Raw genomic sequence first — 18,389 nt, forward strand, 5'->3', positions numbered from 1 at the left:
ATCACGGCGCCTGGCGCGCGAACGGCGGGCGCCGTCTTGGCCTGAGGCGCACCGGCGCCGGGCGTGAAGTTTTGATGAAATCAACGGTCCGGCGCTGAGGCCCCTCGAAGACGCGTCGTTGTTGCCGTCGGGGGCGTGGGTCGAGCGAGCGCGTTCGGCTCTCCCCGTCGCAACAAAGACTCGGGGATATCGGCAATGATCGGAACGAACACGAACAGCGGCCGCGCGCGCCGCACGGCCTGGCTAATGACCAGCTGCGCCGCCATCGGCCTGTTCGCGGCGACGGGCGCCCAAGCCCGCCAGGCCGCCGAAAGCGCCCAGGTCGACGAAGTCGTCGTCACCGGCAGCTATCGCCGCAGCCTGGAAAAGGCCGTGGACATGAAGCGCGACGCGATCGGCTTCTCGGACTCGATCGTCGCCACCGACGTCGCCAACTTCCCCGAGCAGAACCTGGCCGAAGCGCTGCAGCGCATGCCGGGCGTCACCATCGAGCGCAACAAGGGCCTGGGCGGCCGCGTCAGCGTTCGGGGCCTGCCCAGCGAGTTCACCTTCGTCACCATCAACAATCTGGCCACGGCGTCGGGCAGCGGCGGTCGTGACGTCGAGTTCGACATGTTCGCCTCGGAGATCATCCAGCAGGTCACCGTCCAGAAGTCGCCGCGCGCCTCGGACGAAGAGGGCGGCATCGCCGGCTCGGTGAACATCTCGACGGCGCGTCCGTTCGACTACAGCGGCCGCAAGCTGGTGGCCTCGGCCGAGGGCGCCTACAACTCGATCTCGGAAAAGACCGATCCGAAGGTCTCGTTCCTGGCTTCGGACACTTGGGGCAACTGGGGTGGCCTGGTCTCGTTCTCGGCCGCGCGCCGTACGAACCGCACCGACTCCAACTCGGGCATCAACTTCCGCCCGATGTTCCGCTTCTCGGAAGCCGGCGGCGTTCGCGCCTCGCAGGCCGCCGCCGTGCTGGCCCGCGACGCTGGCGTGATCATCAAGAGCAACACCAACCGCGACGAAACCGGCCGCATCATCTTCCAGGACAAGGTCGGCGACCGCGCCTACCTGAACACCCAGGACCAATGGGGCGGCACCGCGTCGCTGCAGTATAAGCCGACCGCCAATTTCGACATCGCCTTCGACCTGATGGTCGGCGCGTTCGACGGTACGGAAGACCAGTATGACGCGGCGGCCTATTCGGCCTCGAGCCGCAGCACGCTGGAGACCATCCACGAGTACGACAAGGACACCCTGTCGCAGTACGGCATGGTCGTCCTGCGCGACGTCTCCTACACCGCGACCCAGCACGAGATGCTCAGCAAGGAGCAGATCAACAAGACCGACTACGTCCAGTTCGGCTCGGAGTTCAACTGGCACGGCGAGACCTGGAAGCTGCACGGCCTGGCCGGCTATTCGGGCGCCAAGAAGACCCTGGACTACTCGAACCTGAAGCACGTGGCCTACGCCCCGTCGCGCACCCGCTGGACGGAAAAGGGCGGCGAGACCGTCAAGAGCGCCAACCCGGCCTCGATCGACATGTACAACTCGCCGTCGAAGTACCTGTTCGAGGCCTATGAGACGACCCTGGAGAAGATCCAGGACGACAAGTACGCGGCCCAGGTGGACTACACCAAGGAGTTCGCCTTCAGCTTCTTCCCCGCGCTGAAGACGATCCAGATCGGCGCCCGCTACACCGACAAGTCCAAGGAACGTCAGTACGGCGCCCTGAACATCCAGGGCCCGAGCGCGGGCAGCACCGCCTGGCTCAACACCCGCACCATGGCCGACAGCCCGCTGACCCCGATCGGCGACCTGGTGCCGGGCGGCGACTACAGCATCCGCGACATCAACTGGAGCCAGATCTCCAACGAGTACGCGCGCAAGACCTTCCGCTACGCCGGCTTCAAGACGCCGTTCACGCCGGGTGACTACTATGAGGTGGCCGAGAAGGTCACGAGCCTGTACGCCATGGCCGACCTGGGCTTCGACGTCGGTCCCGTGCCGGTCGCGATCAATGGCGGCGTCCGCTATGTGGACACCTCGATCACCTCGTCGGGCTACCACCAGATCCAGAACCCGAACGGCTCGACCGGATTCACCCCCGCGCCGGTGTCCAGCGATGGCAGCTACAACAAACTGCTGCCCAGCGTGAACTTCACCGCCGAGCTGACCGACAGCATCATCCTGCGCGCCGCGGCGTCCAAGACCCTGATGCGTCCGGCCCTGACCGACCTGGCCTACAAGCGCACGGCCAACTTCAACTCGTTCCGCTTCACCGACGGCAATCCGGGCCTGAAGCCGACCTTCGCCGATCAGTGGGAAGTGGGCCTCGAAAAGTACCTGCCGCAAGGCGGCCTGCTGGCGGTCTCGTACTTCAACAAGAAGATCGAGGGCGTCGTTCGCCAGGCCCTGACGGGCACGGTCAAGAACGTCACCAAGTACAACGCCAACGGCACGATCGACGGCGTCTACGACTTCGACGTCTACCAGCCGATCAACGCCGAGGGCTCGTACAAGGTCGACGGCGTCGAGCTGGTCGCCATCGTGCCATTCGACCTGCTGTGGCAGCCGCTGAAGGGCTTCGGCGTCAACGCCAACTACACGATCCTGGACAGCTCGCTGAGCGGCCAGTCGCTGATCAAGGTCCCGACCCCGCCGGTGGGCCTGGCCGACAAGGCCTACAATGTCACGCTCTACTACGAGAACGACAAGTTCCAGGCCCGCGTGTCCTATAACTACAAGGGCAAGTACGTCGAAGGAATCGGCTACGAGATGTATCCGATCTGGCGTTCGGGCTATGGTCAGACGGACCTTTCGGTCAGCTACAATCTGAACGAACGCGTCCAGCTGAGCCTGGAAGGGATCAACGTCACGGACGAGGCCACCCGCGGCTACACGATGGATCCGTCCTTCCCGACGATGGACGAGAAGTCGGGTCGCCGCTTCAGTCTCGGCCTGCGGATGAACTTCTGAGCCCGCTTGACGCCATCACCGGTCGCGCTCCCCCCTTCGCCGGGGGGAGCGCTTCTGTGCGTTTATTCAAGGGGAGCGGCATGAGGGGGCTGCGGGCCGAACTCGTCACGTTCCTGCAGCGACGGGGACAGTCGCTCGAGGACGCCGAGGATATCGTCCAGGAGACGTTCGCGCGCTTCCACAGGGCAGGGCACGAGCTGGGCCAGGCCGACGGCCGCCCGCTGCTGTTCGCCATCGCCAAGAACCTGCTGAAGGATCACTGGAAGCAGGCCAATCGCGAGCGCGCCCGCACCCTGCAGCTCGACGCCGACGACACGACCTCGGCCTGGGAGAATGCGCCCAGCGAGGATCCGGCCGCCGATCGCCGCTCGATCGCCCGCCAGGACCTGGCCGGGATCGCCGCCGCCATCCGTGACCTGCCGCCGCGCTGCCGCGACGCCTTCCTGCTGCATCGCTTCGAGGATCTCAGCTATCGCCAGATCGCCGAGCGTCTGGGTGTTTCGGTCAGCATGGTGGAAAAGCACCTGGCCGAAGCGCTACGACGCTTGAAAGCGGCGCGGGAGACCTGAGGTGTTCCGCTCGCCGATCGTTGTGAAGATACGTCCCTCCGCCAGTAAGGCCCCCAACGCCAAGATGCTCGACCGTTTCGCCACCTTGTTTGAACGCCAGCCGCGCAGCGCGGAGGACTGGGTCGTGCGCCTGGGCCGTCCCGACGTCTCGCGCGCCACCCAGGCGTCGTTCGAGCGCTGGCTGTCGGCCGACCCGGCGAACTTGGCCGATTACCAGGCCGCCAAGGCCCTGCTGCGCGACACGCAAAGCCTGCGCGCCGAGTTGCTGGGCGAGCTGAACCTGATCCAGCCCGCGCCTCGCAAGCGCCGCGCCGCGCCCGGCTGGACGCCCGTGGCCCTGGCCGGTGGCCTGGTCGCCGCCGTGCTGGCAGTGGCGATCATGCCGACCCTGGTGACCCGCTTCCAGGATCCGCTGTCCGGCGCGGCGACCTACACGACCGCCGTCGGCGAGATCCGCGACGTGACCCTGGCCGACGGTTCGGTCGTCACGCTGGACACCGCCACCACGCTTCGCGCCAAGATCGACGGCCGCGTGCGCCGCCTGGCCTTGGATAAGGGCGCGGCCTATTTCGCCGTGGCCCACGACAAGACCCATCCGTTCCAAGTCGCCCTGGCCGACCGTCAGGTCGTCGTGACCGGCACCCATTTCGCCACGAGCCTCCGCGACGGCCGTGCCCGAGTGGAGTTGCTGGAGGGCTCGGTCGAGGTTCGCCAGCCCCGCGTCTCGACCGAGCCCGTCCGTCTCACGCCTGGCGACCAGGTCTCGTACCTCACTGGCGGCTCGGTCCGCCGTGAGGCCCGCATCGATCCGGCGACCGCCATCGCCTGGCGTCAGCGTCGCCTGGTCTTCCAGGATGCGGCGCTGTCCGAGGTGCTGGCCGAGCTGGGGCGCTACACCGACGCCAAGATCCGCCTGGCCGACCCGTCGCTGGGCCGCCAGCGCGTCACCGCCATGCTGCCGCTGGACGGTCGCGGCACGGTCGTCGACCGCGCCTCGCGGGTGCTGCCGGTGACGCTGACGCGAACGGCGTCGGGCGAGGTCACCGCCTCGGCGCGCTAGTTTCGCGCGACTGTCACGAAGCCGAGCTACCAGACCCCTCAGGCGCTTTCACCGCGTCGGGGGTTTTTCGTCAGTCGAATTATGTCGCTTCGCCGCGTGTCCGCTCTGTCGATCGCGGCGCTGGCCCTGGCCGCGCCGCTTTCGGCGCAGGCGACGACCCGTTTCGACATTCCCGCCCAGGATGCCCGCGCCGCCCTGATGGCGCTGTGTCTGAAGGCCGGCTGCGCTTTCGCTTTGTCCACCGAACCGGGCCGGGCCTATCGCGCCAATGCGGTGTCGGGGACCATGGCCTGGCCCGAGGCGATCAAGCGCCTGCTGGCCGGTACGGGCCTGCGTTACGAGCTCAGCGACCATGCCTCGGTGCGCGTCTGGGCTGAAGCGCCGACGGCGGCTCCGCCGCGCGCCGCGCCGCGCGCCGCGCCGCGTCCGGACGAGCCGGTCGGTCTGGATGAGGTCACCGTCACCGCCGCCTTCGTAGCCGGCATCGAGGACGCTCTGCTTCAGAAGCGCCGCGCCGACGCGATCATCGACGCCGTCTCGGCCGGCCGGATCGGCGAGCTGCCCGCCGCCAACCTCGCCGAGGCGCTGCAGCGCGTGCCCGGCGTCGCGATCGAGCGAGAGGTGGGGGAAGGGCAGTTTGTCAGCGTCCGGGGGCTAGGGCCGCTGTTCCAGTCGGTGACCCTGAACGGCGCGCCGGTGGCGTTCAACGAGAACATCCGCAACTCCACCCAGAGCGGCCGCCAGTTCCGGTTCCGCGCGCTTTCGGCGGACCTGCTCGCCGGGGCCGTGGTGGCCAAGTCAGCGACGGCGGATCTGGTCGACGGTGGCATCGGCTCCAACATCGACATCCGTACGGTGCGCGGGTTGGAGGGGCCGTCATATCTGTCGGTCCGCGCCGACGCGCACGCCGAGGTGCGGTCCGGCGCGGTCTCGCCGGACTTGGCGATTTCCGGCCGCTGGCGGCGCGCGGACGACCGCCTGGGCGTGGTGGCTGGCGTCTCCACCGAACGCCGCGAAGTGCAGTACGACCGCTTCCAGGTCTCGCGCTATCGCGACTTCGTCATTGCTGGTGCGTCGTTGACCCTCCCCGAGGATATCCGCACCACGGTCGAGCAGGAGCAACGCGCTCGCGCCACCGCTTTCGCCGGTGTCGAATGGCGGGTGGCGCCTTCTGTCACCCTCTATCTCGACGCCTTGGCCTCGCGCTTCAACAACGGCATCCGCGAAGACCGCGTCGTCTACGGGATCGGCGACTTCGCGGCCCAGGTCCTGGCGGCGGGCGACGCCAAGTTCGAGGGCCGCACCCTGGTCGGCGGCCGTATCGACGCGGGCCAGATCAGCAACAATCTGGAGGTCTCCGACCAGGTCCACGACAACGTCTCGGCCAGCCTGGCCATGAAGGCCGACGCCGGCGCCTGGACGCTGGAGCCGCGCCTCAGCCTCTCCAGCGCCCGCTCGAACCTCGATACGCCGCTCCAGCGGATCGGCGCGGTCAGTCCGCTGGGCGTGTCCTATGCCTTCGACCTGGGGCCCGACCTGATCGAAAGCCGCAAGGCGCCGCTGCTGTCGACGACGTTCGACCTGACGGATCCGAACAAGCTGACCTTCTCGCGCTACGGCGTCCGCGCCACCCATGTGGAGGACCATGACGCTACCGCCCTGATCGCCGCCGAACGACCGATCGACGGGGCCTTGGGGCCGTTGCAGCTGGATAGACTGCGTCTGGGCGGTCAGCTCACCGATCGCGGGCGGAACTTCCAGCGCCGCGATCGTGAGGCCGCGGCCCGGCCCGGGATGATCATCGATCCCGGATTCTTCGACATCGCCGCCCCCCGCGCCGCCTTCGACCGCTTGGTCACGTCGCGTCCGCCGGCCTGGACCGCTGCCGACTTCAACGCTTTCCGGAGTGGGTTCTACTTGCCGGGCGAGGCCGATAGCGTGGTCGTTGACGCCAAGGACCTGGTTCCCACGGGCGCGGACCTGCAAGGCTCCTACAAGGTCGGCGAGCGGATCCTGGCCGCCTACGGGCGCCTGGATTTCTCCACCGGCGTGATGGGGCGATCGGCCAGCGGCAATGTAGGTGTTCGGGTCGCGCAGACCCACACGGACGTGGCGGGATCGCTGCAGGGCGTTTCGGGGACGGGCTACATGGAGGTGAAGCCGGTTCGTTATGCCGGTTCTCACGCGGTCGTCCTGCCCAGCGCCAACCTGGCCATCGCTCTGGACGATGACTGGCGACTGCGTCTGGCGGCCTCGCGCAGCATCACGCGGCCGTCGTTGGCCGACCTGCGCTCGGCCACGGTGCCGGCCAGCAGCCTGGTCTCGATCCTCTACCAGCGGGGTCAGGCCGAGATCGACAATCCCTCGCCGGGGACGCTGTTCTCGGGCGTGGGTGGCAATCCGGAACTGAAGCCATACCTGGCGACCAACTATGACCTGTCGCTGGAGCGCGAGTTCGAGGGCTTCGGCGGCGTCAGCCTGGCGGTGTTCCACAAGTCGATCGACGACTTCATCGTCGTCTCGGCCCAGCCCGAGCGTCTGGCCTTCGCCACGCGCGCGGGGCCGCCGGTGGTGGCGACGGTGATGATGTCACGGCCGCGCAACGCCGGTCAGGCCCATGTCACCGGTCTGGAGGCCGCCTTCAGCCGACGCTTCGCCCACGGTTTCGGCGTCTGGAGCAGCGCCACCTGGGTCGACGCCGCCAGCCGCAACGACGCCGGCCAGCGGGGGCGGCTCAACGGCGTCTCGCGACTGTCCTACTCGATCAGCCCGTTCGTCGAGCGCGGCCGGCTGCACGCCCACCTGTCGTGGACCTGGCGTTCGCCGTTCGGCTCCGAGGCCGACATGCAGGGTGGCGGCGTGTCCAGCTTCGTGGTCGCCAGCGCCGGCTATCTGGACGCCGCTGGCTCCTACGATCTCAGCCCGCGCCTCTCGATCCATGTCGAGGCCAGCAACCTGACCGACACGGTCGAGGCGGCCTACGAGAACCAGCGTAGCCGTCCGCTGCAGATCGGCCGCTCGGGTCGTTCGTTCGGCCTAGGGCTGAGGATGCGGCTCTAGGGCGCGCAGGGCGCGGTTCCAGGCCACCAGGGGCGGACCCGAGACCAGGGCGCTGGCCGTCGCCGTGACGATGAAGATCGAGTGACTGCCGGCGTCGGCGATACTGTCGATGCGGCAGTGAGCGGTCGCCAGGCCGCCGCGATAGGCCGGCGGACCTTCTTCCAACCGCCAGCGCTCCGCCGCGAAACGCTCGCCGGCGCGGGAGGAGCTGGCGAACTTCATCGCCTCGTCCTCGTCGGTCGCGCCTAGCAGGGCGACGCCGCATTCGCCCGACGCCGCCAGCGCGTCATGGCTGGCAGCCTCCTTGCGGACGCAGAATAGGAAACGGGGCGGCTCGACCGACAGGCCAGTGATCGAACTGACCAGCAGGCCGCGTGGCGTTTCGCCGTCCCAGCACGAGATGATGGCGACGCCGCTCGCCAGGTGCGCCAGGACGTCCTTGAAGTCGGCCGAGACAGGCGGAGCGGCGTCGTAGGGCATGGATCAGCTCGCGGCCCGGGCCAGGCGCAGGTCGCGCTCAGCCACCTGCTGGCGGACTAGCGGGATCAGGTCGCGGCCATAGGCGATGGCGTCCTCCACCGGATCGAAGCCCCGGACCAGGAAGGTCGAGACCCCCAGGTCATAATAGTCCAGCAGGCTCTCGGCGACCTGCTCGGGCGTGCCGACCAGGCCCGTGGAGTTGCCTTGGGCGCCGGTGACGCCGGCGACGCCCGTCCACAGGCGCTTGTCCAGGCGCGAGCCTTGGGCGGCGGCGTCCAGCAGGCGCTGCGAGCCGGCGTTGGGCGGGCGGTGGCCAGTGGTGGGCAGGCCGGCGGCCTCCCGCAGGGCCTTGGCCTTGGCGACGATGTCGTCGGCGCGCTTCCAGGCGGCTTCCTCGGTGTCGGCGATCACGGGGCGCAGCGACAGCGAGAACTTCACCTGGCGGCCGTGCTTGGCGGCGGCGGCTCGGACTCGGGCGATGGTCTCGCGCACCTGGGCCTGGGTCTCGCCCCAAAGGGCGTAGATGTTGGCGTGCTTGCCGGCTACCGGAATGGCCGCGTCGGACGAGCCGCCGAAATAGATCGGGATGTGCGGCGCCTGCAGCGGCTTCACCGCGCCGAAGCCCTGGTCGACCTTGTAGTACTGGCCGGCATAGTCGAACGGCTTGTCGCCGGTCCATTCGGCCCGGACGATGTCGAGGTATTCGCTGGTGCGGGCGTAGCGCTCGTCCTTGGTCAGGTGATCGCCGTCCTTGGCCAACTCTTCGTCCGAGCCGCCGGTGATGATGTGGACCGCCACGCGCCCGCCGGTGAAGTGATCCAAGGTCGCCAGCTGGCGCGCGGCCAGGGTCGGCTGGGTGAAGCCCGGGCGGTGGGCGATCATGAAGTTCAGTGTCTTGGTCACCGAGGCGGCGTGGGCCACGACCAGCTGGCTTTCCGGACCGGTCGAGTGGAAGGCCACCAGGGCGCGATCGAAGCCGCCTTCCTCATGCACGCGGGCGGTCTTCTCGACGTACGAGACGTCGATGGCCGGGCCGGACGGCGGATGGATCTCGGACGCGTGCTGGGTGCCAATGAAACCGATGAATTCGACGCTCATGATGGACTCCTGATGTCAGGCGATGACGGGGGCGGCTTCCTTGCGGAGCGCGCGGACGACGGAGGCGCGGGCGAAGGCGCGGGCGGCCTTGGCGCTCCAGGCGGGATAGTTCGCGGTGTCGATCTGGCGACGCTCGGCCCAGCGCCAGATCACCAGGGCGTAGGCGTCGACGGCGCTGAAGCTCTCGCCCAGCAGCCACGGGCCAGGGCCTTGGGCCAGGCGCTCGATGTCGGTCAGGGTGCGGGCGAAGCGGGCCTCGCCGGGCGTGGCCAGGGCCGCCTTGACCGTCTCGTCGTCGGCATAGCGCTCGGGCCGGGCGATCTGGGCGAAGGCCACGTGCACGGTGCTGGCGAACCAGGCCATCACCTCATAGGCCTTGGCCAGTTTCAACGGATCGGCCAGCGGCAGCAGTTCGCTGTGCGGATAGCGGTGGGCCAGATAGGTCAGGATCGCCAGCACCTCGGTCACCGGCTGGCCGTCGACCACCAGGGTCGGCACGCGGCCGCGTGGATTGACCTTCAGATACTCGGGCTTGCGCTGGTCGCCGGCCGCCAGATCCAGGCGATGGGCGGCGTAGGGGAGGTCGATCTCCTCCAGCGCCACAAGCGGGGCCAGGGACGAGGAACCGGGCGCGAAATAAAGCTGCAAGGTCATCAGATCACGTAGAAGCCGTGGGTGGCGTCGCGAGCCAGCTGGTCGACCAGGCCGAACTCCCAGTCGAGATAGGCCTGCATGGCCTCGGCGGCGTTGTCGGTGCCCTCGTAGGGGCGCTTGTAGACGTCGGTCGGGGCGTTGGCGGCGCGGGTCAGGCCCGGCTCGACGGCGCGACCGGCGGCGATCCAGGCGTCCGTGCCGCCGGCCAACACGCGCACCGGGCGGTCGGTCAGCTCTTCCAGCTCCGACGCCGCCAGAGCCGCCAGGACGCCGTCGGGTGAGGTCAGGACGATGGCCTTGTCCTTGGGCAGGGCCGCCAGGGCTTCCGGCAGCTGGGCGCGGATGGCGAACCAGGCGCCGGGCACGTGGCCCTTGCGATGGCGCGGGCTGGGGGCGAGGTCGACGACGATCACGGCCTCGTCAGCGAGCGCCTGGACCAGATCGCGTGGCGACAGGGTCTCGGGCGTCGGCAGGACGGGTAGGCGCGGCGTCCAGGCGCCGGTCTCCAGCGCGCCGTCAAAGCCGTCCAGCACGTAGACCTCCCAGCCCAGCTGGGCCAGCCACGAGGCGGTCATGTCGGCGCGCGGACCCAGGTCGTCGGCCAGCACGATGCGGCCGCCGCGCACGGGCGCGAAGACGTCGGTCTCCTGCACCAGCTGACCGCCGGGCGCCGAGCGGAAGCCGGGCAGGTGGCCGGCCGCGAACTCTTCCGGCGTACGGACGTCGAAGCGGTAGAGGGTGCGATGCGTGTCCTGGGCCAGGTCGGCCAGGCCTTGGGCGTCCAGGCGGCGAACGCCCGCGCGGTAGGCGACGTCGCGGGCGCGGGCGCGGGCTTCTTCGAGGGTCTGTTCGCGCACCTCGGGGAACTTGCGGCTCTGACCGTGTTCCAGGCTCTGCTCCGCCAGCGTCCAGCCAATGGTGCCGTTGCGCAGGGCGAAGATCGGATTGGGCAGGCCGGCGTTCACCAGCGACTGGGCGCCGATCAGGCTGCGGGTGCGGCCGGCGCAGTTGACGATGATGGTGGTCGAGGGATCCGGCGCCAGCTCGCGGGCGCGCAGGACCAGCTCGGCGCCGGGCGTGCTGATGCCGCCCGGGATGCTCATCACCGCATATTCCTCGAACCGGCGGCTATCCAGGATCACCTGGTCGGCCTTGGCGTCGATGCGGGCCTGGACCTCTTGGGCGGGCAGGGACGGGGTGTGCCGTCGCGCCTCGACAAGCTCTCCGAAGGCCTTGCTGTAGGAATTGACGTCCTGGAACAGCTCGTAGCCCGCCGCCGTCCAACCGGCGAGACCGCCGTCCAGGGCGTGGACGTTCGTGTAGCCCAGCGCCGCCAGTCGCTCGCCAGCCGGCGCGACCAGGCCTTCGCCGTTGTCGTAGAGGACGACCCTAATGTCCTGACGCGGCACGCGATCCAGGATCTCGATCTCCAGTCGGGAAAGCGGCAGTTGCGAGGCGAACAGCGGGTGGGCCTTGGCGAACGGATCTTCCTCGCGCAGGTCCAGCAGGGCGATCTCGCGGCGGGCGATCAGGTCACGACGGACGTCTTCCGGGGTGACGACAGGCAGGCTCATTCAGCGGCTCCATAGGCCAGGGCGCTGGCGCGATCGAAAAGAAGGGGCGGCGGGACATCGGCGTAGCCGGAGACGAAGGCCTTCGGCTTGCCCTCGGCGTCGTAGGTCGAGCGCTTCACCGTCCCGATGTCGGCCCCATAGACATGGATGCTGATCGAGGTGCGGTCGTCGAAGGCGTTGGCCACGCGATGGATGTCGCCGACGGTCGGCGAGACGGCTTCGACCTGACCGGCCTCCAGGCGATGGACCTCGCCGGTGGCGGCTAGGATCTCGCCGCGTCGTGAATAGGCTTGCGACAGCTCGGCCCCGCGCAGCACGCCGACCAGGCCCCAGACGGTGTGGTCATGGACCGGCGTGGCCTGGCCCGGTCCCCAGACGAAGCTGACCACCGAGAAGCGGCCGGCCGGGTCTCGATGCAGCAGGTATTGCTGGTAGCGGGTCGGATCGGGCTGGCTCTGCGGCTCGGGCAGCCAGTCGTCGGCGGCGACCAGATGCGCTAGCAAGGCGCCGCCCTCGCGCAGGATCACGGCCTCGTCGCCGGTCTGGTCCAGCAGGTCGGAGAGGTCGGCGACGAAGTCCGAAAGGCGGTGGGGACGATGCTGGCTCATGGCCTAGAGCACGACCTCGCCGGTCGGGAAGGCGACCAGATGACCCTCAGAATGGGCCGGGGCGTCGACGCCCAGGTGGCCCAGCAGGCGACGACGGATGGCCTGGAAGCGGGCGTCCGGCGCGCGGGGGCGCTCCAGGTCGATGCGCTCCTCGGCGGCGATGCGGCCTTTGTCCAGCACCAGCACGCGGTCGGCCAGAGCGATGGCCTCGTCGACGTCATGGGTGACCAGCAGGACGGCCGGGGCGTGCTCGCGCCACAGGGCCAAAACGAGGTCGTGCATCTTCAGGCGGGTCAGGGCGTCCAGGGCCGCGAAGGGCTCGTCCAGCAGCAGCAGGCCGGGCTCACGGACCAGGGCGCGGGCCAGGGCGGTGCGCTGGGCTTCGCCGCCCGAGAGGGTGCCGGGCCACGCGTCGAGGCGATGGCCAAGGCCCACCTCCTTCAGCGCCGCCTCGGCGCGGGCCCGGACGTCATTGCCCGAGAGGCCGAGGGCGACATTGCGCCAGACCTTCTTCCACGGCAGCAGGCGGGCGTCCTGGAACACCACGGCTCGTGCGTCGGGCGTCTTCACGTCCTGGCCGGCGGCGGAGTCCAGCCCGGCCAGGGTGCGCAGCAGGGTGGTCTTGCCCGAGCCGCTGGCGCCCAGCAGGGCGACGAACTCACCGGGGGCGATCGACAGGTCCAGGCCGTCGATGACGGTGTTGTCGCCGAAGCGGCGGACGAAGTTCTTCAGCTGTACGGCAGGCTCCACGGCCTGGCTCGAGCGAGAGACGACGGGACGGCGCAGGCGCGGCTGAGGGGCGGCCATGATCATTGCTCCACGAGGCTGGGGCGCCACGCCAGCGCCTTGCGCTCCAGCGTGCGGACGAGGGCGTCGGCGCCGAGGCCGAGCAGGGCGTAGACGACCAGGCAGACGACGATGATATCGGTCCGCATGAAGTCGCGGGCGTTGTTGACCAGGTAGCCGAGGCCGGCCTGGGCGTTGATCTGCTCGGCGATCACCAGCACCAGCACCGAGATGCCCAGGGCGTAGCGCAGGCCGACGAAGAACGAGGGCAGGGCGCCGGGCAGGATCACCTCGCGCACCAGGCTCCAGCCCGTGAGGCCAAAGCTACGGGCGGCCTCGACCAGCTTGACGTCGACGCCCCGGATGCCGGCGAACAGGTTCAGGTACAGCGGGAAGGTCGCCGAGACGGTGATCAGCAGGATCTTCGGCGTCTCGCCGATACCGAACCAGACGATGAATAGCGGCGTCAGGGCCAGGACCGGGATGGTCCGCTTGATCTGCATCAGCGGGTCGACCAGTGTCTCGCCCCACCGCGACAGGCCCGAGATCAGGCCCAGGGCGGTCGCCAGGACCAGGGCGATGCCGAGACCCGCGCCGGCTCGGGCCAGCGAGACCAGCAGGTTCGTGGGCAGCTCGCCCGAGACGGTCAGCGACCAGAAGGTCTCTAGAACCGTCGACGGCGCAGCCAGCACCCGCGGCGGGATCACGCCGGCGCGTGCGCCCAGCTCCCACAAGACAAGCAACGCGACGGGAGAGAGCCAACGGGCGCGGGCCAGATCGGGCCAGCGCCACGGCCTAGCTTCAGAAATTCTGTAGGTCGTCGCCAGAGACACTGCGGTCCTCTCTCGTCGGAAACCGTTGCGACGCCAGCGCCGCGGGTCCACAGAGAAGGACGTTGAATTCCTACTTGATCAATAGACTTATCCTCACATAGCTTATTAGCAATTCTCAAGGGGCCGCCGATGGTGACCAACCTGCCGACCGAACTGCTGCGAAGCTTCGTGGCCATTGTCGACTCCGGTTCGATGCTGCGGGCGACCGAGCGGGTGTTCGTCACCCAGTCGGCGCTGAGCCTGCAGATGAAGCGTCTGGAGGAGACGGTGCTGACGCCGCTGTTCCATCGCGAGGGGCGTCGGCTGGTGCTGACCCCGGCGGGCCAGACCCTGTTGCCCAGGGCGCGAGAGATCCTGGCTCTGAATGACCGCGCCGTCGTCGCCTTGACCGGCGACGCCCTCGCCGGGCCGGCGCGGGTGGGCTTCGTCCAGGACTTCGCCGAGACCCTGCTGTCGGGCGTGCTGGCGCGCTTCGCCCAGCTCAATCCCGACACCCAGCTGCAGGTGCGGGTGGCGGGCTCGCCGGAGCTGCTGGGCCTGCTGGAAGCAGATCGCCTGGACACTGTGCTGTGCATGGGCGCGGCAGACGACACGCGGGCGGCCCGCGTGGTCCCGATGGTCTGGCACGGCGAGTCGGCCCTGGCCGAGAGCGAGGTGCTTCCGATCGCCATCCTGGAGTCGCCGTGCCGCTTCCGCGACGCGGCCCTGGCGGCGCTGGAACGCGACGGACGGCCTTACCGTGTGGCGCTGGAGACGCCCAGTCTGTCGGCCTTACGGGCCGCGGTGCAGGCCGGCCTGGCGGTGACCTGCCGGACCTCCCTGTTCCTGCCCGAACGCGCGCCGCTGGCCACCAATCGCCTGCCGTCGCTGCCCGAGGTGGCCTATGTCCAGCGGACCAACGACACGCCCCACGCCTCGATCGCCAAGCTGGCGCAGCTGATCCACACCGCCGCCCTGGAGCTCTGAAGTTATGCGTTTCGCAAATACCGCCTATTGCCATGCGAGATATATAAAACTCTGAATTTGTTCAGAGAAATACTCGTTCGATCCGTCGGGCGGTCGTGGCCATGTTGCGCTTCGACCGGCTCGGAGGCCGGATTCAGGAGGTTCCTATGAGCGACGTCCTCGACAAGATTGAACAGGTCGGCCTGAGCGTGACGCCGCTCAATCCCAGCATCGGCGCCGAGATCGGCGGGATCGATCTGCGTCAGCAGCTGAACCGCGAGCAGCGCGACACGCTGAGGGCGCTGCTGCTGCGTCACAAGGTGCTGTTCTTCCGAGACCAGGACATCAGCCGCGACCAGCAACTGGCCTTCGCGGCCAATTTCGGCGAGGTCTATGCCCATCCCATCGGCGGGGTCGAGACCCACCGCGCGGTGCAGCCGATCTCGGCCGAGGCGCTGAAGCAATACGACATCCGCGAGAACCACTGGCACACCGACACCAGCTGGCGGATCAATCCGTCGCTCGGCGCGGTGCTGAAGGCGGTGCACATTCCCGAGGTGGGCGGCGACACCATCTGGGCCGACGGTCACGCGATCTGGAAGGGTCTGCCGGAGGACCTGAAGGCCAGGATCGACGACCTCTATGTGGTGCACGACTACCAGGACGCCCTGGCCAAGGCTGGTCAGCGTTATCCGCTGGTGTCCCATCCGGCGGTCCGCACTCATCCGGAGACGGGCGAGGAGATCTTCTGGATCAACTACAGCCTCAAGCCGCGCTTCGTGGACCTGGCGCCCGAGGAGAGCAGGGCGCTGCTGGCCCGTCTGTATGATGAGGTCAAGCGCCCCGAGCACCACGCCCGCTTCCGCTGGCGCAAGAACTCCGTGGCCCTGTGGGACAACCGCGCCGGCCTGCACTACGCGGTCCGCGACTACGGCGATTTCCCGCGGGTGATGGAGCGCGTGCTGATCGGCAGCGACGACATTCCGTACCGCGAGCGCAAGCCCGCCTAAGCTTCCCGCGCGCCGAGGGCAGCGGCGCGCCTCTCTTCTTATCGATCAACAACGACGCTCGGCGACCCGCCGGGCGCGGGGGATAGACTTTTGCCTTTTTCCAAGACCCAGACGACTGCCCGACAGAATACTCTCCACGCCTCGCTGCTCGCCTGCGCCTCGGTGTTGGCCCTGAGTGGCGGCGCAGCCCACGCCGCTGACGCCAATGCCGTACCGGTAGTCGACGCTCCCGTGGCGGATACCGAAGGCGCGACGGCCGTCGACAGCGTCATCGTCACGGGCGTGCGCGGTGCGCGCCGCACCGTCGCCGACAGCCCCGCACCCGTCGATGTGATCAGCGGCGACCAGCTGCTGGCCACCGGCAAGGTCGGCCTGAAGGAAGTGCTCAACACCCTGATCCCGTCGTTCAACCTGCCGGGCATCAACGGCGGCGGCACCTCGTGGACGGTGCGCGCCATCACGCTGCGCGGCCTGAACGGCGATCAGGCTCTGTTCCTGGTCAACGGCAAGCGCCGCCACACGACCTCGCTGATCAACAACCTGGCCCGCGTGGGCCGGGGCGGCGTGCCGGTGGACCTGGATTTCATCCCGGCCTCGGCGATCGAACGCATCGAGGTGCTGCGCGACGGGGCCTCGGCCCAGTACGGCTCGGACGCCATCGCTGGCGTCGTTAACATCATCCTGAAGGACGACTACGAAGGCGGGTCGTTCAGCTACACCGGCGGCCAGAACTACCTGGGCGACGGCGACACCCGCGCCGCGACGATCAACTGGGGGCGACGCCTGGGCGACAACGGCGGCTTCTTGCACCTGGCCCTGAACTGGAAGAACAACGAGGCGGCCACCCGCGCCATCCCCTCGCGCGCCCAGTACATCTACCAGCCGACCGTCACGACCGTTGGCGGCGTCACCACGGTCACGCCTGATCCGCGCGACGCCACGGTCGACCGTTACTCTTGGGGGCTGAGCTACGGCCCCGGCGAGGAAGACATCCTGGCGGCGGCCTACAACGCCGAGCTGCCCTGGCGCGACCTGAAGCTCTATTCGTCGGGCACGCTGAGCCACCGGTCGTCGAAGAAGAACACCGGCAGCTTCCTGCCCAACCTCGCGCCGGTCGCCGGCGTCACGGCCGGCCGGCCGCTGAACCGCAACTCGCTGCCTGAGGTTTATCCCGACGGCTTCAATGCTTATCGCCGGATTTTCGAGTTGGACTTCCAGACCAGCTTCGGCGCGCGCGGCGAGACGGTCGGCTGGGCCTGGGACCTGTCGACGACCCTGGCCCAGGACCACGCCCAGCTGGACGGCCAGAACACCCTGAACGCCACGCTGGGTCCGAAGAGCCCGACCTATTTCCACCTGTCGACCCACGAGTTCCGGCAGTGGACCAACAACCTGGACTTCACGCGCGAGTTCGCCGGTTGGCTGAAGAATCCGCTGCAAGTCTCCTGGGGGCTTGAACATCGTTACGAGCGCTTCCTGATCGAGGCGGGTGACGAGGCCTCGTACATCGTCGGCGATTACGTGATCCCGGCCGGCCAGCCATTCGCCGGCCTGCGCCCGAACCCGGGCCTGGCGTCGTATGCCGGCACCGCGCCGGAGGACGCCGGCTCGATTCACCGCCACAGCGGCGCGGCCTATGTCGACGTCGGGACCGACGTCACCGATACCTGGTATGTCGGCCTGGCGGGCCGCTATGAGAAGTACGGCAAGGGCGTGGGCGATACCTTCAGCGGCAAGCTGACCACACGCTGGGAGTTCCTGCCGGGCTACGCCGTGCGGGCTACGGTCAGCAACGGCTTCCGCGCCCCGTCGCTGGGCCAAACCCTGTTCGCGACCTCAACCATCAACGGCAGCCTGTGCCCGGCCGCGCCGAACAACATCTTCCGCGGCGCGCCCTGCGTTCCGGGCGAGTACCTGACCTTCCCGACCAAGGTGCTGCGCACCGACAGCGCCGAGGCGAAAGCCCTGGGCGCCGAGACGCTTAAGCCGGAAACCTCGACCAACTACAGCTTCGGCGTCACCGCCGAGCCGTTCGCCGGCCTGCGCCTGACCCTGGACGCCTACGAAATCCAGATCGACGACCGCATCGTCGACACCAGCAATCTCGACCTGTCGGTGGCCCAGCTGTCGTCGCGCGCCGATCTGGCGCCGCTGCTGGCCCGCTTCCCCCAAGGACTTACAGCCACCTACTACACCAACGCGGTGTCGACCCGGACGACGGGCGTCGACTTCGTTGGCGAGTACGGCTTCAGCCTGGGCGACTTCGGCCGCCTGAACCTCAACGCCGCCTATGCCTTCAACAAGACCAAGATCACCAAGCTGAAGGCCACGCCGGCGGTCCTGAAGGCGGTCAATCCCAGCCTCGTGCTGTTCGATCGCCAGAAGATCGCCGACCTGACCATCGGCACCCCGCGCGAGAAGATCATTGTCGGCGCCCAGTGGGCGCTGGGCGACTGGACGGCTGGCCTGCGCAACACCCGCTATGGCCGCTACACCGAGGCCGGCACGTCGGCGAGCCTGGACCGCACCTTCAGTCCCAAGTGGATCACCGACCTGGATATCGCCTGGCAGGTCCGCGAGAGCACCAACATCGCCATCGGGGCCAACAACCTGTTCGACAAGCATCCCGACAAGATCGGGATCCTCAACGCCGACCAGGGCACCGGCCAATTCGGGACCTTCTCGCCCTTCGGCATCACCGGCGGCTACTACTACGCCCGCCTGACCCAGAGCTTCTGAGGGAGG

The 18,389-nt window shown here is 68.6% G+C and carries 14 protein-coding genes; 7 read left to right on the plus strand and 7 right to left on the minus strand.

Going from position 1 to position 18,389, the window contains the following annotated elements; translation table 11 throughout:
* Nucleotides 1–195: 195 nt before the first annotated feature.
* The 4 genes from AC1RRR_RS02810 (at nucleotide 196) to AC1RRR_RS02825 (ending at nucleotide 7,656) form a co-directional block, all read left to right on the plus strand.
* Entirely contained in the window at nucleotides 196–2,967 is a 2,772-nt protein-coding gene (locus AC1RRR_RS02810; protein WP_492810394.1) for a TonB-dependent receptor, read from the plus strand.
* 80 nt (nucleotides 2,968–3,047) lie between these two features.
* Entirely contained in the window at nucleotides 3,048–3,536 is a 489-nt protein-coding gene (locus tag AC1RRR_RS02815; protein WP_454759820.1) for an RNA polymerase sigma factor, read from the plus strand.
* Nucleotides 3,537–3,600: 64 nt separating this feature from the next.
* Nucleotides 3,601–4,596: a FecR family protein gene (locus tag AC1RRR_RS02820; protein ID WP_492810396.1), complete on the plus strand. Its 996-nt coding sequence runs from the start codon at nucleotides 3,601–3,603 to the stop codon at nucleotides 4,594–4,596.
* A gap of 96 nt (nucleotides 4,597–4,692) precedes the next feature.
* Nucleotides 4,693–7,656 carry a TonB-dependent receptor gene (locus tag AC1RRR_RS02825; RefSeq protein WP_492810398.1) on the plus strand — a complete coding sequence of 988 codons (2,964 nt, stop codon included), beginning with the start codon at nucleotides 4,693–4,695 and terminating at the stop codon, nucleotides 7,654–7,656.
* Here the strand turns inward: AC1RRR_RS02825 and AC1RRR_RS02830 are convergent.
* The 7 genes from AC1RRR_RS02830 to AC1RRR_RS02860 are packed head-to-tail and all read right to left on the minus strand — an operon-like array spanning nucleotide 7,633 to nucleotide 13,563.
* Nucleotides 7,633–8,136, minus strand: a complete 504-nt coding sequence (locus AC1RRR_RS02830; RefSeq protein WP_492810399.1) for a flavin reductase family protein — start codon at nucleotides 8,134–8,136, stop codon at nucleotides 7,633–7,635. The genes AC1RRR_RS02825 and AC1RRR_RS02830 overlap by 24 nt on opposite strands.
* Nucleotides 8,137–8,139: 3 nt before the next feature.
* The gene (locus tag AC1RRR_RS02835; RefSeq protein WP_492810401.1) at nucleotides 8,140–9,234 is read right to left on the minus strand and encodes an LLM class flavin-dependent oxidoreductase; all 1,095 of its coding nucleotides are present in this window, start codon (nucleotides 9,232–9,234) and stop codon (nucleotides 8,140–8,142) included.
* Nucleotides 9,235–9,249: 15 nt separating this feature from the next.
* Nucleotides 9,250–9,888, minus strand: coding sequence for a glutathione S-transferase family protein (locus AC1RRR_RS02840; protein ID WP_492810403.1), 639 nt, complete (start codon nucleotides 9,886–9,888; stop codon nucleotides 9,250–9,252).
* Complete coding sequence (locus AC1RRR_RS02845) at nucleotides 9,888–11,462, minus strand: rhodanese-like domain-containing protein (protein WP_492810404.1); 1,575 nt, start codon at nucleotides 11,460–11,462, stop codon at nucleotides 9,888–9,890. The genes AC1RRR_RS02840 and AC1RRR_RS02845 overlap by 1 nt, the downstream gene beginning before the upstream one ends.
* Nucleotides 11,459–12,070, minus strand: coding sequence for a cysteine dioxygenase family protein (locus tag AC1RRR_RS02850; protein ID WP_492810405.1), 612 nt, complete (start codon nucleotides 12,068–12,070; stop codon nucleotides 11,459–11,461). Before AC1RRR_RS02850 ends, AC1RRR_RS02845 begins: the two co-directional genes overlap by 4 nt.
* Before the next feature lie 3 nt (nucleotides 12,071–12,073).
* Entirely contained in the window at nucleotides 12,074–12,877 is an 804-nt protein-coding gene (locus tag AC1RRR_RS02855) for an ABC transporter ATP-binding protein (RefSeq protein WP_492810407.1), read from the minus strand.
* A 2-nt stretch (nucleotides 12,878–12,879) separates the two neighbouring features.
* Nucleotides 12,880–13,563, minus strand: a complete 684-nt coding sequence (locus AC1RRR_RS02860) for an ABC transporter permease subunit (RefSeq protein WP_492810409.1) — start codon at nucleotides 13,561–13,563, stop codon at nucleotides 12,880–12,882.
* Between the two features lie 255 nt (nucleotides 13,564–13,818).
* Here AC1RRR_RS02860 and AC1RRR_RS02865 point away from each other — a divergent pair, with 255 nt between their 5' ends.
* The 3 genes from AC1RRR_RS02865 (at nucleotide 13,819) to AC1RRR_RS02875 (ending at nucleotide 18,383) form a co-directional block, all read left to right on the plus strand.
* On the plus strand, nucleotides 13,819–14,655 hold the full coding sequence (locus AC1RRR_RS02865; RefSeq protein ID WP_492810410.1) for a LysR substrate-binding domain-containing protein: 837 nt from the start codon (nucleotides 13,819–13,821) through the stop codon (nucleotides 14,653–14,655).
* 146 nt (nucleotides 14,656–14,801) lie between these two features.
* A complete protein-coding gene (locus tag AC1RRR_RS02870) occupies nucleotides 14,802–15,644 on the plus strand; it encodes a TauD/TfdA dioxygenase family protein (RefSeq protein ID WP_492810412.1) in 843 nt (280 codons plus the stop codon).
* A 90-nt stretch (nucleotides 15,645–15,734) separates the two neighbouring features.
* On the plus strand, nucleotides 15,735–18,383 hold the full coding sequence (locus tag AC1RRR_RS02875; RefSeq protein WP_492810414.1) for a TonB-dependent receptor plug domain-containing protein: 2,649 nt from the start codon (nucleotides 15,735–15,737) through the stop codon (nucleotides 18,381–18,383).
* The last annotated feature ends 6 nt before the right edge of the window (nucleotides 18,384–18,389 follow it).

This window comes from Caulobacter sp. GW821-FHT12D05 (genome assembly GCF_058807295.1).